This is a genomic window from Micromonospora sp. WMMD975 (genome assembly GCF_029581215.1).
In the GTDB taxonomy this organism is placed as follows: domain Bacteria; phylum Actinomycetota; class Actinomycetes; order Mycobacteriales; family Micromonosporaceae; genus Micromonospora.
On sequence record NZ_CP120739.1, the window covers coordinates 801,753 to 827,206 of the forward strand.

At 74.1% G+C, this 25,454-nt stretch carries 22 protein-coding genes and 5 tRNA genes; 16 read left to right on the forward strand and 11 right to left on the reverse strand.

Annotated elements, in window-relative coordinates; translation table 11 throughout:
* Positions 1-110: 110 nt before the first annotated feature.
* Positions 111-794 carry a 50S ribosomal protein L11 methyltransferase gene (locus O7613_RS03665; RefSeq protein WP_281584194.1) on the reverse strand — a complete coding sequence of 228 codons (684 nt, stop codon included), beginning with the start codon at positions 792-794 and terminating at the stop codon, positions 111-113.
* 177 nt (positions 795-971) lie between these two features.
* Here O7613_RS03665 and O7613_RS03670 point away from each other — a divergent pair, with 177 nt between their 5' ends.
* Together O7613_RS03670 and O7613_RS03675 are read left to right on the forward strand one after the other, a co-directional pair.
* Positions 972-1,817: a hypothetical protein gene (locus O7613_RS03670; RefSeq protein ID WP_281584193.1), complete on the forward strand. Its 846-nt coding sequence runs from the start codon at positions 972-974 to the stop codon at positions 1,815-1,817.
* Between the two features lie 84 nt (positions 1,818-1,901).
* The gene (locus tag O7613_RS03675; RefSeq protein WP_281584192.1) at positions 1,902-3,176 is read left to right on the forward strand and encodes an alkane 1-monooxygenase; all 1,275 of its coding nucleotides are present in this window, start codon (positions 1,902-1,904) and stop codon (positions 3,174-3,176) included.
* Here O7613_RS03675 and O7613_RS03680 read toward each other — a convergent pair.
* Positions 3,097-3,699: a TetR/AcrR family transcriptional regulator gene (locus tag O7613_RS03680; RefSeq protein WP_281584191.1), complete on the reverse strand. Its 603-nt coding sequence runs from the start codon at positions 3,697-3,699 to the stop codon at positions 3,097-3,099. The two genes, O7613_RS03675 and O7613_RS03680, sit on opposite strands and share 80 nt — an antisense overlap.
* A gap of 273 nt (positions 3,700-3,972) precedes the next feature.
* Here O7613_RS03680 and O7613_RS03685 point away from each other — a divergent pair.
* The 4 genes from O7613_RS03685 to O7613_RS03700 all read left to right on the forward strand — a co-directional run bounded on the left by O7613_RS03685 (position 3,973) and on the right by O7613_RS03700 (position 5,146).
* Positions 3,973-4,045 (forward strand) — tRNA-Gly (locus O7613_RS03685).
* Between the two features lie 34 nt (positions 4,046-4,079).
* Positions 4,080-4,150, forward strand: a tRNA-Cys gene (locus O7613_RS03690).
* A gap of 13 nt (positions 4,151-4,163) precedes the next feature.
* A tRNA-Val gene (locus O7613_RS03695) sits at positions 4,164-4,238 on the forward strand.
* Positions 4,239-4,327: 89 nt separating this feature from the next.
* Positions 4,328-5,146 (forward strand): isocitrate lyase/phosphoenolpyruvate mutase family protein, encoded by an 819-nt coding sequence (locus O7613_RS03700; RefSeq protein WP_282292083.1) that lies wholly within the window; start codon positions 4,328-4,330, stop codon positions 5,144-5,146.
* 92 nt (positions 5,147-5,238) lie between these two features.
* Here O7613_RS03700 and O7613_RS03705 read toward each other — a convergent pair whose 3' ends face one another.
* On the reverse strand, positions 5,239-5,484 hold the full coding sequence (locus O7613_RS03705) for a DUF6458 family protein (RefSeq protein WP_282292085.1): 246 nt from the start codon (positions 5,482-5,484) through the stop codon (positions 5,239-5,241).
* A 150-nt stretch (positions 5,485-5,634) separates the two neighbouring features.
* Between O7613_RS03705 and O7613_RS03710 the strand changes: the two genes are divergently transcribed.
* The 3 genes from O7613_RS03710 to O7613_RS03720 all read left to right on the forward strand — a co-directional run bounded on the left by O7613_RS03710 (position 5,635) and on the right by O7613_RS03720 (position 7,616).
* Positions 5,635-5,707: transfer RNA gene (locus tag O7613_RS03710), tRNA-Gly, on the forward strand.
* A 13-nt stretch (positions 5,708-5,720) separates the two neighbouring features.
* A tRNA-Val gene (locus O7613_RS03715) sits at positions 5,721-5,792 on the forward strand.
* A gap of 177 nt (positions 5,793-5,969) precedes the next feature.
* Positions 5,970-7,616 carry a PKD domain-containing protein gene (locus tag O7613_RS03720; protein WP_282292087.1) on the forward strand — a complete coding sequence of 549 codons (1,647 nt, stop codon included), beginning with the start codon at positions 5,970-5,972 and terminating at the stop codon, positions 7,614-7,616.
* 61 nt (positions 7,617-7,677) lie between these two features.
* Here O7613_RS03720 and O7613_RS03725 read toward each other — a convergent pair whose 3' ends face one another.
* Positions 7,678-8,235: a hypothetical protein gene (locus O7613_RS03725; protein ID WP_282292088.1), complete on the reverse strand. Its 558-nt coding sequence runs from the start codon at positions 8,233-8,235 to the stop codon at positions 7,678-7,680.
* 830 nt (positions 8,236-9,065) lie between these two features.
* On the opposite strand from O7613_RS03725, the gene O7613_RS03730 reads away from it, so the two are divergent.
* Positions 9,066-10,070, forward strand: coding sequence for an NAD-dependent epimerase/dehydratase family protein (locus O7613_RS03730; RefSeq protein ID WP_282292090.1), 1,005 nt, complete (start codon positions 9,066-9,068; stop codon positions 10,068-10,070).
* 21 nt (positions 10,071-10,091) lie between these two features.
* On the opposite strand, the gene O7613_RS03735 is transcribed toward O7613_RS03730, so the two are convergent.
* Positions 10,092-11,060 (reverse strand): nitroreductase family protein, encoded by a 969-nt coding sequence (locus O7613_RS03735; RefSeq protein ID WP_282292092.1) that lies wholly within the window; start codon positions 11,058-11,060, stop codon positions 10,092-10,094.
* A gap of 165 nt (positions 11,061-11,225) precedes the next feature.
* Between O7613_RS03735 and O7613_RS03740 the strand changes: the two genes are divergently transcribed.
* Positions 11,226-11,864, forward strand: a complete 639-nt coding sequence (locus O7613_RS03740) for a response regulator transcription factor (RefSeq protein ID WP_181572435.1) — start codon at positions 11,226-11,228, stop codon at positions 11,862-11,864.
* A 2-nt stretch (positions 11,865-11,866) separates the two neighbouring features.
* Here the strand turns inward: O7613_RS03740 and O7613_RS03745 are convergent, their stop codons facing one another.
* Positions 11,867-13,534, reverse strand: a complete 1,668-nt coding sequence (locus O7613_RS03745; RefSeq protein WP_281590421.1) for a GAF domain-containing sensor histidine kinase — start codon at positions 13,532-13,534, stop codon at positions 11,867-11,869.
* 92 nt (positions 13,535-13,626) lie between these two features.
* A complete protein-coding gene (locus O7613_RS03750; protein ID WP_281584185.1) occupies positions 13,627-14,637 on the reverse strand; it encodes a nitroreductase in 1,011 nt (336 codons plus the stop codon).
* A 170-nt stretch (positions 14,638-14,807) separates the two neighbouring features.
* Between O7613_RS03750 and O7613_RS03755 the strand changes: the two genes are divergently transcribed.
* On the forward strand, positions 14,808-17,141 hold the full coding sequence (locus O7613_RS03755) for a heavy metal translocating P-type ATPase (RefSeq protein WP_348775398.1): 2,334 nt from the start codon (positions 14,808-14,810) through the stop codon (positions 17,139-17,141).
* Positions 17,142-17,216: 75 nt separating this feature from the next.
* Here the strand turns inward: O7613_RS03755 and O7613_RS03765 are convergent, their stop codons facing one another.
* From O7613_RS03765 to O7613_RS03780, 4 genes are all read right to left on the reverse strand, one after another.
* A complete protein-coding gene (locus O7613_RS03765) occupies positions 17,217-18,077 on the reverse strand; it encodes a universal stress protein (RefSeq protein WP_281584184.1) in 861 nt (286 codons plus the stop codon).
* Between the two features lie 43 nt (positions 18,078-18,120).
* Positions 18,121-20,532: a phosphoketolase family protein gene (locus O7613_RS03770; protein ID WP_282292095.1), complete on the reverse strand. Its 2,412-nt coding sequence runs from the start codon at positions 20,530-20,532 to the stop codon at positions 18,121-18,123.
* A 128-nt stretch (positions 20,533-20,660) separates the two neighbouring features.
* Complete coding sequence (locus tag O7613_RS03775; protein ID WP_281584182.1) at positions 20,661-21,488, reverse strand: universal stress protein; 828 nt, start codon at positions 21,486-21,488, stop codon at positions 20,661-20,663.
* A gap of 93 nt (positions 21,489-21,581) precedes the next feature.
* Positions 21,582-22,382: a PP2C family serine/threonine-protein phosphatase gene (locus O7613_RS03780; RefSeq protein WP_282292096.1), complete on the reverse strand. Its 801-nt coding sequence runs from the start codon at positions 22,380-22,382 to the stop codon at positions 21,582-21,584.
* Positions 22,383-22,485: 103 nt separating this feature from the next.
* On the opposite strand from O7613_RS03780, the gene O7613_RS03785 reads away from it, so the two are divergent.
* The 4 genes from O7613_RS03785 to O7613_RS03800 all read left to right on the forward strand — a co-directional run bounded on the left by O7613_RS03785 (position 22,486) and on the right by O7613_RS03800 (position 25,391).
* Positions 22,486-22,722, forward strand: a complete 237-nt coding sequence (locus tag O7613_RS03785) for an HTH domain-containing protein (protein ID WP_089153892.1) — start codon at positions 22,486-22,488, stop codon at positions 22,720-22,722.
* Complete coding sequence (locus tag O7613_RS03790; protein WP_282294470.1) at positions 22,722-23,297, forward strand: Clp protease N-terminal domain-containing protein; 576 nt, start codon at positions 22,722-22,724, stop codon at positions 23,295-23,297. The genes O7613_RS03785 and O7613_RS03790 overlap by 1 nt, the downstream gene beginning before the upstream one ends.
* A gap of 92 nt (positions 23,298-23,389) precedes the next feature.
* Positions 23,390-24,397: a diacylglycerol kinase family protein gene (locus O7613_RS03795; protein ID WP_281584180.1), complete on the forward strand. Its 1,008-nt coding sequence runs from the start codon at positions 23,390-23,392 to the stop codon at positions 24,395-24,397.
* Complete coding sequence (locus tag O7613_RS03800) at positions 24,390-25,391, forward strand: YihY/virulence factor BrkB family protein (protein WP_282292099.1); 1,002 nt, start codon at positions 24,390-24,392, stop codon at positions 25,389-25,391. The genes O7613_RS03795 and O7613_RS03800 overlap by 8 nt, the downstream gene beginning before the upstream one ends.
* Positions 25,392-25,454: the final 63 nt, after the last annotated feature.

Sequence of the window (25,454 nt, forward strand, 5' to 3'; positions counted from 1 at the left end):
CCCCCAACGGCACCCACCCACCCCCACTTTGGTAAGGCGGGGGCCCCGCTTAACGCATTTGGTAGAGGCGGGGGCCCCGCTTAACCCCACCTGTTAAGCGGGGCCCCCGCCTAACCGGCGCGGGCGGGGCGGCGGGTGCCGGGCGGGTCGGGGTTCAGCTCCCATACCCGGGTGTGCTTCACCCGGACGCTCTCCAGCGCCTCGGGGACGGGCACGTCGTACGCGGCCAGCTCGTGGAAGCGTTCGCGGGGCAGGTACGCCCGGTCCGGGTCACCCACCAGCACCCGCGCGCCGGAGCGGGCGGCCCGGAGCAGGAAGCGCAGCACCCGGCGGGCCATCGCCTCGCTGTAGAACACGTCCCCGGCCAGCACCACCTGGGCGTCCCCGGCGTCGGAGTCGAGGATGTCCCCGAGTTCGGCGTCGACGCGTACCCCGTTGCTGTCGGCGTTGAGGGCGACCGCCGCGACGGCCCGCTCGTCCACCTCGACGGCCCGGACGGCCGCCGCGCCGCCGCGCGCGGCGGCGATGGCGACCAGGCCGGAGCCGGCGGCCAGGTCGAGCACCCGGCGGCCGGCGACCAGCTCCGGATGGTCGGTCACGTACCTGGCGAGCGCCTGCCCGCCGGCCCAGGCGAAGGCCCAGAACGGGGGCGGCTGTTCGCTGCGGAACTCGCCCTCGGTCAGCTCCCAGAGACCGATCGGCTCGTCGGCCTGGTAGAGCCGCACCTCGGGGACGAACGCGACCGGGGTGAGGCGGGCGTGCAGCCGGACGAACGCGGCGGACAGCTCGGACACCCGGAGATTGTGGCCCACCGCCGATCCCGGGCGTGTCGGCGGGTGGCCGTGACCGGTTCACCACCGTCGGTGAAACCGCCCCCCGATGTTGACGTTGGGTGCGAACACGCCCGTCTACCGGGGCGGTGGCCGCGCTCCTAGCGTTGCGGGTGGATACGACCGAGGTGAGGAGGCGTGGTGAGCGGGTGGCGGCAGGCGCTGCGGATCGGGCTGGTGCTGACCTGCCTGGCGGGAGCCGGGTACGGCGGGGCCGCGCCGGCCCGGGCCGCGGCGACCTTCTCCACGGAGTTGAGCGGCCTGCCGGACGAGTTCACCGCGGGCAACCGGGTGGAGACGCTCTCCGCGGTGGTGTCCCGGTCCGACCGCGCCGACCGCAACGACTGCGTGAAGGTGCGCTGGTCGATGCTTCTCCAGGTGCAGGGCCTGCGGCTGGACCAGGTCAAGGTGGACCGGGTGGAGGAGACCGGCTCGTTCCCGCTGGAGATCCGCACCGAGGGGGACACCGCGCGCCTGACCGACCGGCAGCTCGATCCGGGGGTGCTCTGCCCGGGCCGGACCGTGACCGCGCAGTACCGGGTGGCGTTCGCCGAGGACGTGGGGCGCGGCCGGGTGAGCATCGCCGCCGAGGCGTACGACCCGCAGTTGCGGCTGTTGGCCCGGCGGACCGCCTCGCGCCAGGTGGTGGGTGAGGCGGTCGAGCCGACGCCGGAGCCGTCGCCGACGAGCGCCGCGCCCACCGATCCGCCGAGCGAGGAGCCGCCCACCGAGGAGCCGGTGACGGACGAGCCGACCGACGCGGCGGTGGTGGAGCCGCCGCTGCCGGGCGCGGCCGGCCGGCCGGTGGCCGAGACCGGGGGCTTCGGTGTGGTGCAGGCCGCTTTCCTGCTGGGTGGGCTGCTGCTCTTCCTCGGCGGCGGGTTGCTGCTGCGCATGCGGCGCCTGCTCCGTCCCGCGGGTGAGCCGGCGGAGGAGGAGACGGCGTCGTTCGGGCGGCGGCGGACCGTCCGGCGGGAATGGCGCTGACGCCCCTTTACAAAAACTCCGGTCTTGTAAAACTGCTCCCCGGCTGACACAGTCGGGTCAGGAGCAACAGATCGGAGTACGACGATGCGCACCGGCACCGTTCCGTGGCGGGACCCCCGCCGACCGCTCTGGCCGCTCGCCCTGCTCGTCCCGGCGCTGCCGTTCGTGGCCTGGTCGATCTGGCACGCCGGCGGCGCCGGCTGGGCCTGGTGGCTCACCCCGGCGGTGGTCTTCGGCGTCATCCCGGTGATCGACCTGCTGATCGGCGACGACCGGGAGAACCCGCCCGAGGCCGCGGTGCCGGCGTTGCAGGCCGACGGCTACTACCGCTGGCTCACCTACCTCTACCTGCCCGCCCAGTACGCGGCCCTGGTGCTCTGCTGCGCCGTCTGGGCCGGCGGCCGGCTCTCCTGGCCGGCCGCCGCCGGTCTGGTCGCCACCGTCGGAGTGGTGGACGGCATCGCCATCAACACGGCCCACGAGCTGGGGCACAAGCGGGAGCAGGCGGAACGCTGGCTGTCGAAGATCGCGCTCGCCCCGGCCGGGTACGGGCACTTCTTCGTCGAGCACAACCGCGGCCACCACACCCGCGTCGCCACCCCGGAGGACCCGGCTAGCTCCCGGCTCGGCGAGTCGTTCTGGGCGTTCTGGCCGCGTACCGTCGCCGGCAGCCTGCGCTCGGCCTGGCGGCTGGAGACCGGCCGCTTCCGGCTCCGCGGTCGCAGCCCGTGGACCTGGCGCAACGACGTGCTCAACGCCTGGGCCATGACCGTCCTGCTCTACGCCGTGCTGGCGGTGGTGTTCGGCCCCGGCGTGCTCGTCTTCCTGGTGCTCCAGGCGGTGGTCGGCTTCTCCCTGCTCGAGGTGGTCAACTACCTGGAGCACTACGGCCTGGCCCGGCAGCGCACCGCCGCCGGCCGCTACGAGAAGGTCGACCCGCGACACAGTTGGAACAGCGACCGGACGGTCACCAACGTCTTCCTCTTCCAGCTCCAGCGGCACAGCGACCACCACGCCAATCCGCTGCGGCGCTACCAGGCGCTGCGCAGCTTCGACGCCTCGCCGCAGCTGCCGGCCGGCTACGCCACCATGGTGGTCGCCGCGCTGCTGCCCCCGCTCTGGCGGCGGATCATGGACCACCGGGTGCTGGCCCACTACGGCGGCGACCTGTCCGCGGCGAACGTCCACCCGCCGGCCCGCGCCCGCTTCGCCCTTGGCCCGGGGCTGGCCGGCGGCCCGGGGCTGGCGGGTGGCGCCGGCCTCGGTCGAGCTGGTGGCCTCAGTCGAGTTGGCCGGGCTCCAGGCTCAGTTCGCGGGCGGCGACCAGGCGGACCCACTCGGCGATCTGCCGACGGGTGATCACCCGTTCGTGCACCGCGAGCTGCACCGCCAGGCCGTCCATCACGGCGCTGATCCGCCAGGCCGCGCCGGCCGGGTCGGGGCAGGCGAAGGTGCCGTCGGCGACGCCGTCCGCGATCACCGCCGCCAGGTCCTGCCGCCACCGCAGGTCGAGGCGGCGGGACAGTTTCTCCAACTCCGGGGTACGCAACGACTCCGACCAGCCGTCGATCCAGATCGACCAGGAGGCGGAGCGGCCGGTCGGCGCGTAGAGCCGGAGCATCCGGCGCAGCTTGGCCAGGGGCGGGGCGGTGGAGCGGAGCACCGCGTCGAGTCGGGCCAGGTCCTGCTCGACGGCGTACGCGAAGGCCTGCGCGAGCAGCCGGTCCTTGGTCGCGAAGTGGTAGAAGACGAGCGCCTGGCTGACCCCGGCGGCCTCGGCCACGTCGGCGGTGCGGGTGTTGGCGAGCCCTCGCTCCGCGATCACCTCGCAGGCCGTACGCAGCAGCGCGTCCAGGCGGATCTCGGCGGCTCGTCTCGTCACGCCGTTACGGTAACCCATCCGAATGACCACGAGGAGTTACCAGACCGGCCTGTCGAGGGTGGGACAGTCGGATGCCGGACACTCGGCCCGCCGGCTAGATTCGCAGGTGGACGGGCCTGTGATCGCTCGGCCGACCACCCCACCCAGGCTCCTAGGAAGCTTGGAGGGGTGCGCACCGTTCACCCCGAACGCGCCGGAAGGGGGATCCGATTTGGCAAGCCTTCCTCCGCTCGGCTAAAGTTCTCATCCGTCACCGGGAAACGCCGGGGGCGTGCGGACGTAGCGCAGCTGGTAGCGCATCACCTTGCCAAGGTGAGGGTCGCGGGTTCGAATCCCGTCGTCCGCTCGGAGATGCCGCCACGCACGTCGGGGGCAACCTCGGTGGAGTGGCCGAGAGGCGAGGCAACGGCCTGCAAAGCCGTGTACACGGGTTCAAATCCCGTCTCCACCTCGGCAGTTGACGAGGGCGATTGGCGCAGTGGGAGCGCGCTTCCTTGACACGGAAGAGGTCACTGGTTCAAACCCAGTATCGCCCACCAACGGAAAGGCCGTGTCGATCACTCGACACGGCCTTTCTCGTCGCTCGGGCGGGACACCGCGAGCGCCCCGCGTGCCCGAGACTGGCCGGGTGAACGAACAGCGCATCCGAGCCCAGCAATTCCGTAGCCTGCACCTGCCCGGCGAGCCGCTGGTCCTGGTCAACGCCTGGGACGCGGCGAGCGCCCGGATCGTGGCCGCCGCCGGAGCCCGCGCGGTCGCCACCACGAGCGCCGGCGTGGCCTGGAGCCGCGGCGCGCCCGACGGCGACGCGCTCGCCCGGGAGACCGCCGTCGACGCGATCCGCCTGGTCGCCGCGGCGGTGCGCCTCCCGGTCACCGCCGACATCGAATCCGGGTTCGGCGACACCCCCGACGACGTCGCCGACACCGTGACCGCGGTGCTCGCGGCCGGCGCGGTCGGCGTGAACGTGGAGGACGCCCGGTACGACGGGGACGGGCCGCTGCGCGCGGTCGACGAGCAGTGCGCCCGGCTCGCCGCGGTCCGGTCCGCCGCCGACCGGGCCGACATTCCGCTGTACCTCAACGCGCGGGTGGACACGTTCCTGCGCCGGGCCGGTGGGGTGCCGGAGACGGTCGCCCGGGCCGAGGCGTACCTGGCCGCCGGCGCGGACGGCATCTTCGTGCCGGGGACGGTCGACCCGGAGACCGTGGCGGCGCTGGTGGCGGCGATCCCGGCGCCGCTGAACGTGCTCGTCGGGCCGGGAGCGCCGCCGGTCGCCGAGCTGGCCCGGCTCGGGGTGGCCCGGATCAGCCTCGGGTCGAGGGTGGCCGCATCCGCGTACGCGGTGGCCGGTCGGGCGGCGGCGGAGGCGCTTCGCGCCGGGACGTACGAGACGCTCGCCGGGGGGCTCGACCACGGCACGCTGAACGAGCTGATGCGAGGCTGACCCGGGTACGCGGACGGGGGGCGCCGCTGGGCGCCCCCCGTCCGGACCAGGCCGGGGACCGATCAGCTCCGTCGGCCCCCGGTGCGGTCGGATCACATCGGCGGCGTGACGTCCCGCCGCTCCTCCACCCGGCGATATTCCACCGGCTGCTCGGCGGTGGTGGTGACCACCTGGCGGCGCCGGCCCCAGACCAGCGTCGTCAAGATCAGGCCGAGCACGCCGGCCGCCATCAGGATCCAGCCGACGATGTCGAGGTCGACGCCACCGACGTTGGCGTTCAGCGCGAACGTGAGGATCGCGCCGACCGCGATCAGGAAAATGCTCGTACCGATACCCACGACAGCCTCCTTCAGGGTGATGGTTGTGCTGTCGTGTCGCTCAGTACCCCGGTGGCGAGCAGCGCAATCGCCATCGCTCGGGGGGCTGCCGCGGGTGGGTCCGGGCGTCGGGTAGAGTTTCCCCCGTCGCCGGCGCGAGCCGGTGACGACGCGGACGTAGCGCAGCTGGTAGCGCATCACCTTGCCAAGGTGAGGGTCGCGGGTTCGAATCCCGTCGTCCGCTCGCGAACTGCCCCGGGCGATTGGCGCAGTGGGAGCGCGCTTCCTTGACACGGAAGAGGTCACTGGTTCAAACCCAGTATCGCCCACCCGAAGAAACATCCTCCGCCGCCGGTTGATCGGCGTGCGTATCCCACCGGCCGGCCGGCACCGGCCACATCGGTCGCCCATCGCGCCGACAGCCTGGTCGGCATCCTCCGAGCGGATTATGGAGCCCAGCTCCGGCGCATGTCAGGGTGAGGCCCGATGCGCAGGGAGGCGGTCACATGCGGGCGATCGGGCAGGGAAAATGGCGGCGGAACACCGCCCGACTCGGCGTGGCGGCGATCGTCGCGGCGGCCGGGGTGACGGTGGGGGCCGTGCCCGCACAGGCCACCGCGACGCGGACCGTGGCCTTCTGGAGCATGGACGAACCGGCTTCGTCGACCCTCCTGAGGGACAGCAGCGGCAGCGGACGGCACGGGACCGTCGGCGGCGAGGTGGTCACCGGCGCGATCTACGCCGGGGCGACCGGCCACCGTTTCGCCACCCACCTGCCCACGGACCAGGAGTACGTGCCGGACCACGTGAACCTGGTGCCGCACAGCACCGACTTCAACCCGGACGCCGGGGACTTCTCGGTGACCATCCGCTACCGGACCACGTACTCCTTCGGCAACATCCTCCAGAAGGGACAGGGCAACACCGCCGGCGGCTACTGGAAGTTGGAGGCGCCGGGCGGCCGGCCGAAGTGCCTGTTCCGCGGCGGTGACGGCGCCTCCCGGACCGGTTACACCGACGTGCCGATCGCCGACGGCCAGTGGCACACGGTGACGTGCAACCGCACCGCCGCCTACGTGGAGATGTACGTCGACGGCGTGCGGACCAGCCGGCTCAACGGGCCGACCAGCACCATCGCCAACTCCTGGCCGCTGTCCGTGGGCGGCAAGAGCCAGTGCGACGGTACGAAGGTGACCTGCGACTACTTCGCCGGTGACATCGACTACGTGAAGATCCTCAAGGGCTCGGGCGGCCCGGCGAACCAGCCGCCGGTGGCGGACCTGACACCGTCCTGCTCCGGGCTGGTGTGCACGTTCTCCGGGGCCGGCTCGACCGACGCCGACGGCGCGGTCCAGGACCACCTGTGGGACTTCGGCGACGGGTCCACCACCGACACCGTGTCCGTGCCGACCACCTCCCACACGTACGCGGCGGCCGGCACCTATCCGGTCACGCTGACGGTCACCGACGACCGGGGCGCCGCCGGCACCGTGACCGTGGACGTCACCGTCGCGCCGGTGCCGGAGCGGATCTCCTTCGTCGGGCAGGCCACCGCGAACGCCAACTGGACCAGCCACACGGTGACCGTCCCGACCGCCGTGCAGCCCGGGGACACGCTGCTGCTCCTGCTCAGCCAGAACACCCACACCGGCACCGGGGAGCCGACCGGGGTGACCGGCTGGAACCGACTCGACCGGCTCGACGGGGGCTACGCCACCACCACCGCATGGTGGAAGACCGCGACCGCCGGAGACGCGGGCACGGCGGTACGGGTGGCACTGGACAGCCAGGCGAAGGGCAACCTGGTGCTGGCCGCGTACCGCGGGGTCGCGCCGGGCCCGCCGGTGTTCGCCCGGACCACCGACCCGGCCAGCGCCGCCACCCGGACCACCCCGTACGCGCCGGTGACCACCGCACAGAGCTGGGCCGTGTCGTACTGGCTGCACGGCGACGCCGCCACCACCAGCCTCACCCCGCCGGCCGGGGTCGCGGTCCGCAGCAACAGCTCGCAGACCGGCGGCGGCCGGGTGACCGGTCTGCTCGCCGACGCGGCGAGCAGCGTCCCGGTGGGCAGCTACGGCGGACTGGCCGCGGTCGGCGCCGCGGCGAGCACGACCACCACCACGTGGACGTTCATCCTGCCGCCGGCTTGATCCGGGTACGCGTGAAGGCCGGCACCCCGTTGTTGCGGGTGCCGGCCTTCAGCGTTGTTCGTCAGCTGTTCCAGTGCTTGGTGACGAGGTCGGTGGCCTGGTTCTCCCACTGGGCGTAGGCGTCGGGGTAGGCGCTCACCTGGACGGTCTGGGCGGCCTTGGTCAGGGGCATGTCCTGCCAGCCGTCGACCTGCTTCAGGCCCTTGAGGAAGGCGAGGGTGGAGTATTCGGGGTCGGTGATCTGCTCGGGGGTGCCCCAGCCGGAGGAGGGGCGCTGCTGGAACAGTCCGAGGGAGTCGTGGTCGTTGGTGTCGCCGAGGTGGCCCAGGTTCTCCAGCTTGGATTCCTGGAGGCTGGTGGCGATGGAGATGATCGCGGCTCGTTCGGGCAGGCCGGCCTTCTTCGTGGCGGCGATGATCGCCTTGACGTTGGCGGTCTGCTCGTCGTTGAGGGTGATGCTCGACTGCTTGCCCTCGGCCTGCACCACGGCCGCAGCCGTGGCGGGCTTGCCGGTGTGGGTGGGGGTGTCGGCGTGGGCGGCGATCGGGCCGGCGAACACACCACCGGTGAACGCCAGACCAGCGATACCCAGGACGCTCTTGCGCAGGATCGTGTTCATCAGGGGGCTCCATTCCGGGGGTCGACACACGCACCGGGGGAGGGTGGCGCGCGGGCGAGCACCGTCAGGCGCTCAAAGTTTCGGGGGGATCCGACGTGGTCCGCGGGGCAGGGCCGCACCGCGGGGCGCCGGAGTGACTGTGTAACGACCGGCTGCCCACCGTCATTCCCGGGGGCGGGTCGACCGCGCGGCATGGGCGCGCTGGCCTTCCTCGGTCGTTCACCGGGTTACAACGCCCGCACCCCCGCGACGATTCCGCCGCCAGAGTGCCGCCCACCACCCCCGAACCGGACACCCCACCCACCCGCAAACACCCGACGGCACACGGCGACCGGATTCCACACGCCGTCAACACCCCCAGGCCCACGACGGGAACGCCATGGACGCCTCAGCACGCCCGAGACAGCCATAACGTTTCCACCCGCGCTCCACCCGGGCCACGACTGGAACGCCATGGGTGCCTCAACGCGCCCGAGACAGCCATAACGTTCCACTCGCCGCCGGACCCGACATCCCTGCCCACCCGGCAGCGGTGGGGGCGGGTGGACATCGTGGCGTGGCGGGTCTGAGCCGTCTCTGCCCTCAGCTCCACAGGCGACGCGGAGGCGGCTACGCCTGCCCGCACTCACTCGCGCCTCCGCGAACCGGGTCGCCTTCCGCCTTCCGAGATGGATCATCCGAATCGGGATCCGCCATCCCGTGCCGCCTCACGAGCGGGGGCGGGCGACTGGTCGATTGGGCGGAGCGGGGTCGTTCATTCTGCCGCTGGCAGATCCGCTCACCGTGAAACCGAGTGCCCGGGCTCGGTGCTACCGGGCAGGGTGGGGGTCATGCGACTGCTGATGCTGGGTGGCACGGGCTTCGTCGGTGGGGCGGTGGTGGCCGAGGCGGTACGCCGCGACTGGTCGGTCACCGTGTTCAACCGGGGGGTGCACGGGGAGGCGCCGGCCGGCGTACACCGGTTGCGGGGTGACCGGGACGCGCCCGACGGTCTCGCCGCGCTCGCCGGCGGCGAGTGGGATCTGGTGGTGGACACCTGGGACGGCGCGCCCCGGGCCGTCCGGGACGCGGCGCGGGCGCTGGCCGGCGCGGTGCCGCACTACGTCTACGTCTCCAGCGGCTCGGTGTACGCGCCGCCGGTCGACCCGGGCAGCGGGGAGGAGGCGCGGACCGTCGCCGCCGAGCCGGACGCGGACGACGGCGACTACGCGAGCAACAAGGCCGGCGGGGAGCGGGCCGCGGTGGAGGTGTTCGGCGACCGGGCGCTGCTGGTCCGGGCCGGTCTGATCCTCGGGCCGGGGGAGGACATCGGCCGGCTGCCGTGGTGGCTGCACCGGATCGCCCGGGGTGGTGCGGTGCTGGCACCGGGCCCGCGCGACCTCCCGGTGCAGTACGTCGACGTCCGCGACCTGGCGAGCTGGCTGCTGGACCGGGGCGCCGAGGGCGTCGGCGGGGCGTACAACGTGGTCAGTCGCACCGGGCACACGACGATGGGTGAGCTGCTCGACGCGGTGGTGGCGACGACCGGGTCGGACGCGACGCTGCGCTGGACGGAGCCGGAGCCGATCCTGGCCGCCGGGGTGGAGCCGTGGAACGACCTGCCGGTCTGGATCCCACGCGGCCACGAATACCGCTGGTTGCAGGAGCGGGACGTGGAGCGGGCGTACGCGGCGGGTCTGGTCTGCCGGCCGGTCGCCGAGACGGTCGCCGACACCTGGCGGTGGCTGCGCGAGGTGGGTCGGGTGCCGGCGCGGGCGGGACGGCCGGCGCGGGCACCGGTGGGTCTGGCCCCGGAGCGGGAGGCTGCGCTGCTGGCCTCGCTGCCGGCCGCCTGAGAGCGACCCGGGGCGCGCAGGTCAGGCCGGCACGACCGGCAGGTCGAGCACCTCGTCGACCGGGCGGCGCGGGGTGGCGCGTCCCGGCTGCCCGTAGCCGATCCGCATCACCATCTGCGGGGTGCCGAACCGGCCCAGGGACAACCGCAGCGCCTCCCGTGCCGCCGGCACCTCGATCGGTTGGGAGAGCAGCGACGCGCCGAGGCCGGCGTCGGTGGCGGTGAGCAGCACCCGTTGCAGGGCCTGCCCGGCGACGACCTGGTCGGTGCCGGTGTTGCCGGGGGTGCCGAGCACCGCGACGAGCGGTTCCGGTTCGAAGTCCCGGCCGGGGGCGCGGTGGCGTCCGCCGAAGCCGCGCTGCGGCAGCAGGTCCTGCGGCTCACTCTGCGGCCCGCCGGCGGCGGCAGGGACCCCGTCGGGGGCGGGCTCCGAGCGCATCCAGTCGACCCGCTCGGCCACGTACGCGGGGTCGCGTTCGAGCACCCGGTGGGCGCTGCGGGCGACCTCGGCGAGCGCGTTGACCGCGCTGGCGCCGATGACCAGTTCCAGCCAGCACTGCTCGGCCCGGGCCGCCTCGCCGAGCCGCCAGCGGGCCTCGGCCGGCACCGGGTCGGGCCAGAACGGCGCGCGGTTGCTGAACCGGCGGGCGATCGCCCCGTGCAGGCTCTGCTCGGTCGGGGTGGGCCGGCGCGGCACGTCGGGTTCGAGCCGGGCCACCACGTCCGGGTCGGTCGGGTAGGGGCGCAGCCGGACCGTGGCCGGGGTGCCCGCCACGGCGAGCGCCAGCCGCAGGTTGAACAGGGCCGCCCCGCAGGCGACCCGCGCGCCCCAGCCGGTCGGGTCGGTGGCGGGCAGGGCGCGCCGCGGGTCGACGGTGACCTCGATGCCGCCGTCGCGCAGTCGGAACCGCCACGGCTGGGTGTTGTGCAGCGACGGGGCGCGTACCGCGTCGGCGACCGCGCCCCGCAGCTGCCGGACGGTGTATCCCATGGTCGTGCTCCCTCCGCTCGGTCCACCCCCACGGTGCGTCACCGCGACGCGCCCTGAGCAGGGCCGGAGGTCCCCACCCGGGCGGGGCCGACCGTCCCGGACCGGACGGGTCGGACGGGACCTTCGGCCCGTGCGGGGGCGCCGGGGGAACGGTAGAAAGGACTGATGATCCGGGTGTTCCTGCTCGACGACCACGAGGTCGTCCGCCGTGGCCTGGCCGATCTGCTGACCAGCAGCGGCGACATCGAGGTGGTCGGCGAGTCCGGCCTGGCCCAGGAGGCGACGCGTCGGATACCCGCGCTCCGCCCCGACGTGGCGATCCTCGACGCCCGGCTGCCCGACGGCAACGGCATCGACGTCTGCCGGGACGTCCGCGCCGTGGACTCGTCGATCAAGGGGTTGATCCTCACCTCGTACGAGGACGACGAGGCGCTGTTCGCGGCGATCATGGCGGGTGCCGCCGGCTACGTGCTCAAGCAGATCCGCGGCACCGATCTGGTGGACGCGGTGCGCCGGGTGGCGGCCGGGCAGTCGCTGCTCGACCCGGCGATCACCACCCGGGTGTTGGAGCGCATCCGCAGCGGCGTGGAACAGCCGCGGGAGCTGAAGTCCCTCACCGAGCAGGAGCGGCGGATCCTGGAGTACGTCGCCGAAGGGCTCACCAACCGTGAGATCGCCGGCAAGATGTTCCTGGCGGAGAAGACGGTGAAGAACTACGTCTCAAGCGTGCTGGCGAAGCTGGGCCTGGAACGGCGGACCCAGGCGGCGGTCCTGGCCACCCGGCTGCTCGGCAAGACCCACTGACCTCAGTCGAGCGGGACGCTCCACCGCAGCTCGGTGCCGTGCGGCTCGACCCGGCGCAGGGTGAACCGGCCGCCGAGCCGTTCGGCGCGCTCGCGCAGGTTGACCAGGCCGCTGCGGGCCGCCTCCGGGTCGCAGCCGATCCCGTCGTCGGTGACCGTGACGTCGATTCGGCCGCCGTCCGCCGCCACCCGCACCGCCACCCGGTCGGCGTGCGCGTGGCGTACCGCGTTGGACAGCGCCTCGCGCAGCACGGCGACCAGCTCGGGGCGCAGCTCGTCCGGGACGGCGCTGTCGACCGGGCCGACCAGTTCCAGGTCGGGCCGGTGGCCCAGCGACTCGGCGGCGGCCTCGACCGCCTCCCGGATCTCGGTGCGCAGCGCCGCGCTCATCGGGGTGCGCAGCTCGAAGATGGTGCGGCGGATGTCGCGGATGGTGGCGTCCAGGTCGTCGACCGCCTGGTTGATCCGCTTGGCCGCCTCCGGGCGGGCGTTCATCGCGCCGCTCTGCAGTTGCAGGCCGGTGGCGAAGAGCCGCTGGATCACCACGTCGTGCAGGTCGCGGGCGATCCGCTCGCGGTCCTCCAGGACCACGAGCAACTCCCGCTCCTCCTGCCCGCGGGCGCGTTCCATGGCCAGCGCCGCCTGGCCGGCGAAGCTGGCGAGCAGGGCGAGGTCGTCGTCGGCGGCGGGTCCGTGGTCGGACCGGTGGGCGATCACGAGTACGCCGTGCAGCGTGTCGGCCGCGGCGAGCGGGGACACCACGGCCGGCCCGGCGATCACCGGGCGGGGCCAGGGCGCCGCCCCGGCGAGGTCGTCGACCTGCTCGTGCCGGCGTTCCGTGGCCGAGCCGGCGAAACTGGTCTCGGCGGCCGGCAGGACCGCGCCGACCAGCTCCCGGGCGGCCGGGTCGGCGCCGTCGACCACCTCGACGGTGAACTGCGCCTCGTCCTCGTCGTAGAGCAGGACCAGGGCCAGTTCCGCCTCGGCGACCTCGCGGGCGCGGCGGGCGACGAGCGACAGCGCGTCAGTGCGGCGGACCTCGCCCAGCAGCACCGAGGTGATCTCGGCGGCGGCGGCCAGCCAGCGTTCCCGCCGGTGCGCCAGCGCGTAGAGGCGGGCGTTCTCGATCGCCACGCCGGCCGCGGCGGCGAGCGCGGTCACGATCTCCTCGTCGTCGTCGGTGAACTCGGCGGCGCCCTGCTTCTCGGCCAGGTAGAGGTTGCCCCAGACGTGGTCGCGGATGCGCACCGGCACGCCGAGGAAGCTGTGCATCGGCGGGTGGTTCGGCGGGAACCCGTACGACCGGGGGTGCCGGGTGATGTCCGGCATGCGCAGCGGCTTCGGGTCGTCGATGAGCAGGCCGAGCACGCCCCGCCCGTGCGGCAGCTCGCCGATGCGGGCGTGCAGCTCAGCGTCGATGCCGTGGACGATGAAGTCGTGCAGCAGACGGTCGGGGCCGATCACCCCGAGCGCGCCGTAGCGGGCGCCGGCCAGCTCGCACGCCGACTGCACGATCCGTTGCAGCGTGCTGCGCAGGTCGAGGTCGGAGCCGATGCCGACGACCGCGTCGAGCAGCGCGCGTAGCCGTTCCCGGCTGGTCACCACCTCGCCGACCCGGTCGAGCATCTCCTGCAACAGCTCGTCGAGGCGGACCCGGGACAGCGGGGTCAGCCCGAGCGACGGCGTGACGTGCTCGTGCCGGGGGTTCGGTGCGGCGGCCACCGGGCGATGCTATCGCCAGGTGGCGCGCGCCGACGAGACCCTCAGGAGCTGTGGTCGCGTACCGCCGAGGTGTCGACGGTCTGCGCGGCGTCCAGCCGCGGGGTGTGCGGCGGGGCGGCCTGCGTCGGGTCGGCCAGGCCGAGACGCATGCTCAGGTAGGGGTGGCCGAGACCGGCGAGCGTCTGCCGCAGCACCTCGCGGGTGCCGTCGACCTCCACCACGCCGGAGAGCGGCACCAGGGACACCCCGTGCCGGGTGGCTTCGAGCCAGGCGGCGGAGAGCGCCTCGCCGGCGCGCAGCCAGCTCATCGGCTCGTCCTCGGAACCCCAGAGGATGGCGTAGACGGCGGCCTTGTCGTGGCCGGGGCCGATCGGCAGCGAGCCCGGGGTGCCGAAGTCGCGGCCCGGCACGGTGGTCTGCGCCGCCTGGTCGGGCAGCACCTCCGGCGGCAGGCCGGTGCCGGCGCCGGCCCGGCTGATCCAGTAGGCCAGCTCCTCGCGTAGCTCCGGGCTCTCCGACTCGACGACGGCGGCCTGCTGGGCGGCGCCGGCCAGCTCGATCTTCTGCATGTCGTTGAGGAGTTGCAAATTCACGCCCTCGCGGGTGGCGGCCCGGTCGATGTCGCCGAGCGTGGCGGTGGGGACCTGCTCGTCGCTCACCGGCCGCCGGTCGGTGTGCCGCACCCGCATGCACTGCACCAGGCGCATGGCGTCCGGGTCGGCGCCGGTGTGGCGCAGCCCGGTGAGGCGGGCCATCAGGTCGGGCTGGTGCGGGTCGGGCAGGCGTTCCACCGCCGGGGTCCAGCCCTCGGCGGCCAGCGCCACTCGGGCGTGGTGCAGCGCGGTGCCGCAGCTCACCACCAGCAGCCGGCCCTCCGGGTCCATGACGCTGAGGTGCCGTTCCCGGACGACCCGCAGTTCCAGCGCGTCGGGCAGGACGGTCCAGTGCCAGGGCTGGGTGTTGTGCACCGAGGGCGCGTGGCCGGCCATCCCGGCGGCCTCCGCGAGCGCGGTGGTCAGCGGGCGGTCGGTGGCCGGCGTCTCGTGGCTCATCGTCACGACCTTTCCTGTTTCTCCCCATCGTGCCCCACGCCCGGGACGCGCCGGGTGGGGTTGCCGCTCCATCCTCTGGCATGGTCGGGCGGATCGCACGGGTCCTTCGACCTCCCGGATTACCCGCGTTCGCCCTACCTGCCCCGCGCCGGCACTGAGACGATCCGCACGTGGGAACCGAACCGCGCGAATGCGTACCCGAACGGCCGGCCCGGGCCCGGCGGGCCGTGACCGCCGAGTGGGTCCCGCTGGCGCTGCTCACGCTGGCCGTGCTCGGCGGCGCGGCGCTGTGGTTCGCGGGCGCGCGGGGCGTGGCCGGTCTGGTCTGGGCCGCGGTCACCGTGTTCGCCCTGGTGCCGGCCGCCTGGTCGGTGCTGCGTCAGCTGCGGCGCCGGCAGTTCGGCGTGGACGTCATCGCCGTGCTGGCCCTGCTCGGCGCGCTGCTGGTGCGGGAGTACCTGGCCGGGGCCGTCATCGCGGTGATGGTCGCCACCGGGCGGGCGCTTGAGGAGTACGCCCGTGGCCGGGCCACCCGCGACCTGCGGGCGCTGCTGGAGCGCGCGCCCCGGCAGGCCCGCCGGCGCACCCCCGGTGGCGGGATCGAGGTGGTGCCGCTGGACCGGGTGGCCGCCGGCGACCGGCTGGTGGTGGGCCCCGGTGACGTGGTGCCGGTGGACGGCACGGTCGAGGAGGCGGCCACGCTCGACGAGTCGGTGGTGACCGGCGAGTCGCGGCTGGTCGGCCGCGCCGCCGGCGAGCAGGTGGCAAGCGGCGTGGTCAACGCGGGTGCCGGTTTCGGGTTGCGGTCCAGCCGCAACGCGGCGGAGAGCACGTACGCCGGCATCGTCCGGCTGGCCGGGGAGGCGACGGCGCGCAAGGCCCCGATGGTGCGGCTCGCCGACCGGTACGCGGCCGGGTTCGTGCCGTTCACGCTGCTGCTGGCGGGCCTGGCGTGGCTGCTGTCCGGCGAGTTCGTGCGGGCGGTGGCGGTGCTGGTGGTGGCCACCCCGTGCCCGCTGCTGCTGGCCACCCCGATCGCGGTGGTCTCCGGGCTGTCCCGGGTGGCCCGCCGGGGTGTGCTGGTGCGGGACGGCGGGTCGCTGGAGCAGCTCGGCCGCGCCCGTACCCTGCTGATGGACAAGACCGGCACGCTCACCGCCGGCCGGCCGCGGGCCGCGGAGACGGTGGTGGCGCCGGGCGGCGACCGGGACGAGGTGCTGCGGTTGGCGGCCTCCGTCGAGCAGCTCTCGCCGCACGTGCTGGCCGCCGCGCTGGTCCGGCAGGCCCGCGAGCGGGGCCTGCCGTTGGCCGAACCGACCGGGGTGACCGAGGAACCGGGGCGCGGGGTGGCCGGCCGGGTCGACGGCCGGACGGTCCGGGTCGGCCAGCTCGACGGCGAGCCGCCGCCGTGGGCGGACCGGGCGCGGGAGCGGGCCGAGCTGTCCGGCCGCTCCACCGTGTGGGTGAGCGACGAGCGGGGGCCGCTCGGCGCGATCCTGCTGGAGGACCCGGTCCGCCCGGACGCCCGGCGGACCGTGCGGCGGTTGCGGGAGGCGGGGCTGACCCGGCTGATCATGGTGACCGGCGACCGGCCGCGCACGGCCCGGCAGGTGGCGCAGGTCGTGGGCGTGGACGACGTGATCGCGCGGTGCTCTCCGCGGGAGAAGGCCGATCGGGTACGCGCGGAGTCGGCGCGGGCGGTGACCGTGATGGTCGGCGACGGGGTGAACGACGCGCCGGCGCTCGCCGAGGCGCACGTCGGGGTGGCGATGGGCGCGACCGGGGCGACCGCCTCCGCCGACGTGGCCGACGCGGTGCTCTCCGTGGACCGGCTGGACCGGCTCGCCGACGCGGTGGAGATCGCCAGGTACGCCCGCCGCGTCGCGGTGCAGAGCGCCACCGTGGGGATGGGGCTGGCGGTGCTGGCCATGCTGGTGGCCGCCGCCGGCCGGCTGCCGCCGGTGGCCGGCGCGTTCCTCCAGGAGGGCATCGACGTGCTGGTGATCCTCAACGCGTTGCGTGCCCTCGGCGGCGGCCTGCGGCGGCGGGAGGTGCCGCCGCACACCCGGGAGCTGCTCGACCGGTACGAGCGGGAACACGGCGGCGTGCGTGACGTGCTGGCCCGGCTGCGCGACACCGCGGACCTGGTGGCGACCCGCCCGGACGCCCCGGAGTGCGGGCCGGCGCTGCGCGACGTGCACCGCCGGCTGGTCGACGAGGTGCTGCCGCACGAGGAGGCGGAGGAACGGCAGCTCTACCCGGCGTTGGCCGGCCCGCTCGGCAGCGACGAGGCGACCTCGACGATGAGCCGGGCGCATGTGGAGATCGTCCGGCTGGTGGAGCGGATCGGCGGGCACCTGGCGACCCTGGACGGCCGGCTGCCCGCGCAGGAGGTGCCCGACCTGCTGGCGGCGCTCTACGGACTGGACGCGGTGCTGCGTCTGCACCTGGCCCAGGAGGAGGAGGACTTCTTCTCCCTCAACCCCGCCGACCGCCCCGCGTGACGGTCAGCGGGGCGGTCGGCGGGGCGTTAAGCGGGGCCCCCGCCTCTACCAAAGGCGTTAAGCGGGGCCCCCGCCTTACTCCCGGACGACGGCGACGGGGCAGGCGGCGTGCTGGATGAGCTGCTGGCTCACCGAGCCGAGCAGCATGCCGCGCAGGCCGCCCCGGCCGCGGCTGCCGACCACCACGAGCTGCGCCGATCGGCTCGCCTCCACCAGCAGCGACGCCGCGCTGCCGGGGACCGCCGAGATCTCCACCGGCACGTCGGGGAACGTCTCCCGCCACGGGGCCAGCTCCGCCTCGACGGCAGCCCGCTCGATCCCGGTGCTCTCCTCCGGGTCGAAGCCCGGCGACGCCCACCTGTCGCGCGGCGGATCCCAGGCCCGCAGCACCCGCAGCGGCACGTCCCGCTGGGCGGCCCGCTCCACGGCGAAACCGAGCGCCCGCAGGGCCGGCTCGGAGCCGTCCGTGCCGACCACCACCGGCCCGGACGTGGCGACCTGGCCGTCCCGGACCACCACCACCGGGCAGTGGGCGTGCGCGGTGACGGAGACCGCGGTGGAACCGGCGAGCAGGCCGCCGAAACCGCCGTGCCCCCGGCTGCCGAGCACCAGCATCCCCGCCTCGGCGGAGCGTTCCTGGAGCACCAGCGCGGGCGGGCCGTCGAACACCTCGCCGTGCACGGTGACGCCGGGCCGCTCGGCGGCGGCGTCCGCCGCCGCCTTGCGGACCAGTTCCTCCACCTGCCCCCGGGCGTGTTCGTCCGGCCAGATCCCCGGGGCCACGCCGGGACCGATCCAACCGGCCACGGTCAACCACTCGAAGACGTACGCCAGCCGCACCGGCCGGCCCGAGCGGCCGGCCTCGTCGAGCGCCCAGCGCAGGGCCACCGACGCGTCGGCGGAGCCGTCGTAGCCGACCAGGATCTCCTCGTTCATTCGCCGTGCCTACCTTTCGTTCGCGACTGCGGGGTCGGCGAGCTCACTGCTCCCGCTCACCGGTCCGCAGGGCCGGTTCGGTCTCGCGGATCCAGCGCCACTCGGCGACCCGGGGGTCGTCCTCGCCGTACTCGCGGGTGTGGTCGCGGCAGGACTGGCGGGTGTCCACCATCTCCTGGCGCAGGTGGGCGGCGCGTGACCGCAGCCCGGGCACCCGGTCGATGACGTCGATGACCAGGTGGAAGCGGTCCAGGTCGTTGAGCATCACCATGTCGAACGGCGTGGTGGTGGTGCCCTCCTCCTTGTAGCCGCGTACGTGCAGGTTCTCGTGGTTGGTCCGGCGGTAGGTGAGCCGGTGGATCAGCCACGGGTAGCCGTGGTAGGCGAAGATGACCGGCCTGCCGCGGGTGAAGATGGTGTCGAACTCGTTGTCCGGCAGGCCGTGCGGGTGTTCCGAGGACGGTTGCAGGCGCATCAGGTCGACCACGTTCACCACCCGCACCTTCAGGTCGGGCAGGTGCTGGCGCAGCAGGTCGGCCGCCGCGAGGGTCTCCAGCGTCGGCACGTCGCCGGCGCAGGCGAGCACCACGTCCGGCTCGGCCCCGTCGTCGGTGCTGGCCCAGTCCCAGATGCCCAGGCCACGGCGGCAGTGTTGGACCGCCTCGTCCATGGTCAGCCAGTTCGGCGCGGGTTGCTTCCCGGCCACCACCACGTTGATGTAGTGCCGGCTGCGCAGGCAGTGGTCCATGGTGGAGAGCAGCGTGTTGGCGTCCGGTGGCAGGTAGACGCGGACCACTTCGGCCTTCTTGTTGGCCACGTGGTCGATGAAGCCCGGGTCCTGGTGCGAGAAGCCGTTGTGGTCCTGCCGCCAGACGTGGCTGGAGAGCAGGTAGTTCAGCGAGGCGATCGGCTCCCGCCAGGGGATGTGCCGGGTCACCTTGAGCCACTTGGCGTGCTGGTTGACCATCGAGTCGACGATGTGGATGAACGCCTCGTAGCTGGTGAAGAGGCCGTGCCGGCCGGTCAGCAGGTAGCCCTCCAGCCAGCCTTCGCAGAGGTGTTCGGAGAGCACCTCCATCACCCGGCCGTCGGGGGAGAGGTGGTCGTCGCCGGGTTCCCGGCGGCCGACGAACGCGCGGTCGGTGACCTCGAACGCGGCGCCGAGCCGGTTGGAGGCGACCTCGTCCGGGCCGAACAGGCGGAACGTCTCCGGGTTACGGGTGATCACGTCGCGGACCCAGGGGCCGAGCGTGCCGGTCGCGCCGGCCACCGTGCCGCCCGGCTCCTCGATGTCCAACCCGTAGTCGCGGAAGTCCGGCAGGTCCAGGTCGCGCAGCAGTTTGCCGCCGTTGGCGACCGGGTTGGCGCTCATCCGCCGGTCGCCGGTCGGTGGCAACGCGGCCAGCTCGGCGACCGGGCCGCCGGTGGCGTCGAACAGCTCCTCCGGCCGGTAGCCGCGCAGCCAGCGCTCCAGCTCGGCCAGATGCGCCGGGTTGTCGCGTACCTCGGAGATGGGCACCTGGTGGGCGCGGAAGGTCCCCTCGACCTGCTTGCCGTCGACGTCCGCCGGCCCGGTCCAGCCCTTCGGCGTACGCAGCACGATCATCGGCCAGCGGGGGCGCTCGACGTCGCCGCCGGAACGGGCCCGGCGCTGGATCTCGGCGATCTCGTCGACCGCCCGGTCGAGCGTCGCGGCGAGCAGGTGGTGCACCGCCGTCGGGTCGTCGCCCTCGACCACGTACGGGTGGTAGCCGTAGCCGCGCATCAGGTCCAGCAGGTCCTCGGCGGGGATCCGGTCCAGCACGGTCGGATTGGCGATCTTGTAGCCGTTGAGGTGCAGGATCGGCAGCACCGCCCCGTCCCGGGCCGGGTTGAGGAACACATTCGACAGCCAGCTCCCGGCGAGCGGGCCGGTCTCCGCCTCGCCGTCGCCGATCACGCAGGCGACGAGCAGGTCCGGGTTGTCGAACGCGGCGCCGTAGGCGTGGCTCAGCGCGTACCCCAGCTCGCCGCCCTCGTGGATCGAACCCGGCACCTCCGGCGCCACGTGGCTGGGGATGCCGCCGGGGAAGGAGAACTGGCGGAACAGCCGCTGCATGCCGGACTCGTCCCGGGGGATGTGGTGGTAGAGCTCGCTGTAGGTGCCCTCCAACCAGGTGTTGGCGACGAGCGCGGGGCCGCCGTGGCCGGGGCCGGTGACGAAGATCGCGGACAGGTCCCGGTCGACGATGACGCGGTTGAGGTGCGCGTAGAGCAGGTTGAGGCCCGGGCTGGTGCCCCAGTGGCCCAGCAGCCGCGGCTTGATGTGCTCGGGCCGCAGCGGCTCGCGGAGCAGCGGGTTGTCGAGCAGGTAGATCTGCCCGACGGTGAGGTAGTTCGCCGCCCGCCAGTAGGCGTCCAGCCGGCGCAGGTCGTCGTCGGTCAGGGGGCTGTGCAGGTCCAGCGCGGTCTCCATGCTGCGTTAGCCTCTCGTGGCTCGGGGTCGTCTGCCACTCGGGGAGGTGTCTGCCGTCCCCGGCACGTCCAATCTCTCCCGTGGGCGGTGGCGCCGGTCAGGGCCGGAGGTCCCGGGCCGGGTGGGCGTCATGACCCGTCCCGGGCGTCCGGGTCGAGCCCGCGTACCACGATCAGCGGGGCCGGCGAGTGGTAGAGCAGGGACTGGCTGACCTCGCCGAGGCTGGACTGCACCGGCCCGTCGCCCCGCGCGCCGACGAGCGCGAGCTGCGCCGAGCGGGACCGGTCGAGCAGGACGGTCCGGGGGTCGCCGCGCACGGTCTGGCAGCTCGCGGCCACCCTCGGGTGCCGGGCGGCGTGCCGGTTGACCGCTTCTTCGAGTACGCCGTCGTCGTCGCCGCGGTCCGGCTCGACCACCCGGACGGCGAGCAGCCGGGCGCCCCGGCGTTCGGCGCAGTCGAAGGCGTAGCCGAGGGTGGCGCGGGAGCCCGGTGAGCCGTCGTAGCCGACGAGCAGCGGACCGGGCGGGGCCGGCTCGGTCCGACCGATCAGGACCGGGCAGCCGGCCCGGGCGGCCAGTTCGACGGCCGGCGCGTCGGCCGGTACGCAGGCCGAGCAGGTGGCCATGCCGCCGTCGCCGAGCGCGACCAGGAACGCGGCGTCGGCGGCCCGCAGCAGCGCCTCGACCGGTGAGCCCTCCACGATCTCGCCGCTGACCGGCACCTCCGGCGCGGCGGCGGCGGCGATCTGGCTGGCCCGTTCGAGCAGGTCCTCCGCGTCGGTGCGGGTGCCGCCGGCCGGGGCCGGGCCGGAGGTCGCGGCCCAGTTGAACGCGTGCAGCAGGTGCAGCGGCCGGTCGTGTGCGGCGGCCTCGCCGGCGGCCGTGCGGACCACCGTGAGGGCCTCCGTCGACGGGCCCACGCCGACGACCACCGCGCCGTGGCCGGGTGCGGCCATTGCGGCTCACCTCCCGACCGCGCTTTCCCCCACGGTAGACGGGTGGTCGGGTCGGCCGGACCGGGTCGCCGGAATCGGCGGGCGTCGGGATGCTCAGCGCGGGGCGGGCAGGGTGGGGTGGACGCGCAGCACCACGGCGGTGGCGTTGTCGTCGCCGCCGGCGTCGAGGCTGGCGTCGAGGAGGGCCTGGGCGGTGCGTTTCGGGTCGCGCCGGGCGGCGAGCAGGTCCCGCAGCCGGTGGTAGCCGAGCTGGTCGCTCACCCCGTCGGTGCAGAGAAGCCAGGTGTCGCCGCGCCGCAGCGGCACGGCGAGCAGGTCCGGGTCGGGCCGGTCCGGGTGGCCGAGGTAGCGCAGCAGTTGGTAGCGGGCCCGGACCGCCTCCGGCGAGCCGGCCGGCCACCAGCCGTGCAGCACGCCGAGCCAGGCCATCGTGTGGTCGACCGTGACCAGTTCCAGCAGCCCGTCGCGCAGCCGGTACGCCCGCGAGTCGCCGATCTGCACCAGCCACCCCTGGCCGCCGTCCGGTTCGACCACGAGCGCGGTGAGCGTGCACCCGGTCAGCCCGACGAGCGCCGCGCCGGCCCGGCGTACCCGGGTCTGGGTGACGGCGGCGGCGGCCCGCAGCCCGGCGGCGTCGACGGTCGGCCAGGCGGCGCGGACCTGCTCGACGAAGGTCCGCGTCGCGGTGGCGCCGGCCACCCGGCTGCCGTCGCCCTCGCCCATGCCGTCGCAGACCACGGCCAGCGGCAGCGTCTCGTCGACGTGCAGCACGTCGTAGTTCTCCGGGTAGTGGTGCCCGACCACGCTGCCCCCGGCGATCTCCACGGTGAACCGGCCGGCGGCGAGGCGGCGTGCGGCCCCGACCGGCTGATCCAGCGGACGGCGACGGAACACCTACGGACCGTAACATCGACCGGCCGCGCACGTGGTCAGGCGGCGGCGTGTCCGTCTGTCAATCGGAGTTGACACAATCCGTCTGTCAACCTACATTGACAGCATGAGTCAAGCGACGGAACTCGCGGCGGCGGCCGGCAGCACCGACCCGAAGGTCGGCCTGCGCGCGGTTCTCGCCCTGCGCCGGCTGCTCGAACGGCTCGAGGTGGTCCAGGTGGACAACGCCCGGCGGCAGGGCTGGTCCTGGCAGGAGATCGCCGACGCGCTCGAGGTCAGCCGGCAGGCGGTCCACAAGAAGCACGCCGGGCGGCCGGCGGTGCGCCAGAGCTGGGAGGCATGATGTTCGAACGATTCACCGACCGGGCCCGGGCCGTGGTGCGCCACGCGCTCGTCGAGGCCGAGACCGAGGGCCGGCGCCCGGTGGGCACCGAACACCTGCTGCTCGGCGTGCTTGCCGACCGCGACAACCTGGCGGTGCGGCTGCTGTCGGCCGACGGCGTCGACGCCGACGGCCTGCGCGCGGCGGTGGCCCGCCACACCGCGCAGGGCGTCGACGGGCTCGGCGCGGCGGACGCGGCGGCGCTGCACGAGATCGGCATCGACCTCGCCGCGATCGTGGCCCGGATCGAGGAGTCCTTCGGCCCGGACGCGCTCCGCGAGGCGGTGCCGCGCCCACGCCGGTGGTGGCGGCGCCGGCACGGCAGCGGCCGGTTCTCACCCCGGGCCAAGAAGGTGCTCGAACTGTCGCTGCGCGAGGCGCTGCGGCTGCACCACCGGCACATCGGCACCGAGCACATCCTGCTCGGCCTGCTCCGGGAGGGCGACGGACTGGCCGCGCAGGTGCTCACCGAGGCCGGCGCCGACCTCGACGACCTGCGGCTGCGGGTCGAGGCGGCGCTGCGCGAGGCGGCCTGACGCGGGGTCGGGATTTCAAACCTGATTGCGGTCCTCGCAACGACCGCGCCCGCCGGCTCGCCGCCGCGCCCGGCGTCCTGCACACTGACGCCGTGGACGGTGCAGACGACAAGCGCCCGGTGACCGCGGAGAACCCGACCCCGCGCTCCGCCGTGGTGGTCAACCCGGTGAAGGTCGCCGACCTGGACGAGTTCCGGCGGACCGTGGACGGCGCGCTCGACGCCGCCGGCTGGCCGGCCCCGACCTGGCACGAGACCACGGTCGAGGACCCGGGTCGCGGCCAGGCCGAGGAGGCAGTCAAGGCCGGGGCCGAGGTGGTCTTCGCCTGCGGCGGCGACGGCACCGTGATGGCCTGCGTCACCGCGCTCGCCGGCACCGACGTGGCACTGGCCGTGCTGCCCCAGGGCACCGGCAACCTGCTCGCCGCCAACCTCGGCCTCTCCGGCGACCTCGCCGCCGGGCTCCAGGTCGCCGTCGAACGCGGGATGCGCCGGCTCGACGTCGGCGTGGTCGACGACCAGTGCTTCGCGGTGATGGCCGGGATGGGCTTCGACGCCCAGATGCTCGACTCCACCTCCGAGACCACCAAGAAGCGGATCGGCTGGCCGGCCTACCTGGTCGGCGCCGCCCGTCACCTGCGGGACCGGCCGATGCGGGTCTCGGTGCGGATCGACGGCGGGCCGCCGCTGCGCCGCCGCGCCCGCTCGGTCCTGGTCGCCAACGTCGGCCGCCTCCAGGGCGGGGTACGCCTGCTCACCGACGCCGAGCCCGATGACGGCTGGCTCGACGTGGCGGTGCTGACCCCGCGCCGGCTCGGGCACTGGGTGGCCATGGGCTGGGCGGTGATGCGTCGCCGCGGCAGCGTGCCCCGGATGGAGGTGTTCCGGGCGCGCACCGTCGAGATCGCCAGCAACCGGGCCCAGCCCCGCCAGCTCGACGGCGACCTGATCGAGCCGGGCCGCTCGCTCAGCGCCACCATCCGGCCCGAGTCGCTCTGGCTCTGCGTCCCGCAGCCCGAGGACCACCCCGACCTGGCCGAGGACGCCGAGGCGGCCGGTGAGCGCGGCGAGCACCTGGTCGAGGAGGCGCGCCGTGAGTAGCACCAAGCTCGTCCCCGAGACCCGGCTGATGAGCTCCGACGAGCTCTCCGCCGACGACGCCTGGCACACGCTGCGCCGGCACGGCGGCTGGCACCTGCTGCGGGACGCCTTCATCCGGTTCCGCTACGGCGACGGCTTCAGCCACTCCCGCGCCCTGGCGTTCCAGCTCTGCCTGGCCGTGGTGCCGTTCCTGATCGCGCTCACCGGTCTGATCACCGACCTCGGTGCGGACGAGGGCGGCAAGGTCGTGGCCGACACGGTGCTGGCGATCACGCCGGGTCAGAGCGAGTCCATGGTGCAGGAGCTGCTGTCCGACTCGGACCGCACCGAGGACGTCGGTGAGCTGGCGCTGACCCTCGGCCTGATCACCGGACTGGTGGCGTTGACCACCACGATGGCGCAGATCGAGCGCGGCGCCAACCGGATCTACGGCGTGGAGCGGGACCGCCCGGCGTTCCCCAAGTACGTGCGCGCCGCGGTGCTCGCCGTGGTCGCCGGTGTGCCCGCGCTGGTCGGGTTCCTGATCCTCGTCGGCGGCGGCGCGGTGGGCGACTCGGTCCGCCGGCACTACGAGTGGGGCGTCGTCGCCACCGTGATCTGGGACGTGGTCCGCTGGCCGCTCAGCCTCGGCCTGACCGTGCTCGCCGTCGCCGCGCTGTTCCGGCACACGCCCCGACGCAAGCAGCCCGGCCTGTCCTGGCTCTTCTTCGGCGCCGGCATCGCCATCGCCATCTGGTGGGTGGCCAGCCTGCTGCTCGCCGTGTACGTGAAGTACGGCGGCGGTTTCGGCCAGACCTACGGCGCGTTGACAGGCATGATGGCGCTGCTGCTCTGGGCCAACCTCACCGGGATGGCGCTCTTCGGTGGGCTGGCCTTCGCCGCCCAGTTGGAGGCGATGCGGATCGGGGTGGAGGAGCCGGCCCAGCCGGACCTGTGGGAGCCGGACGCGCAGCGCGAGGAGCTGTTCGACACCGGCGAGATGACCGCGCTCTGACGCCGCGCCGGCCCGGCGTGTACGAAACACACCGATCGGGTACACCGCGCCTCGCAGAAGAAG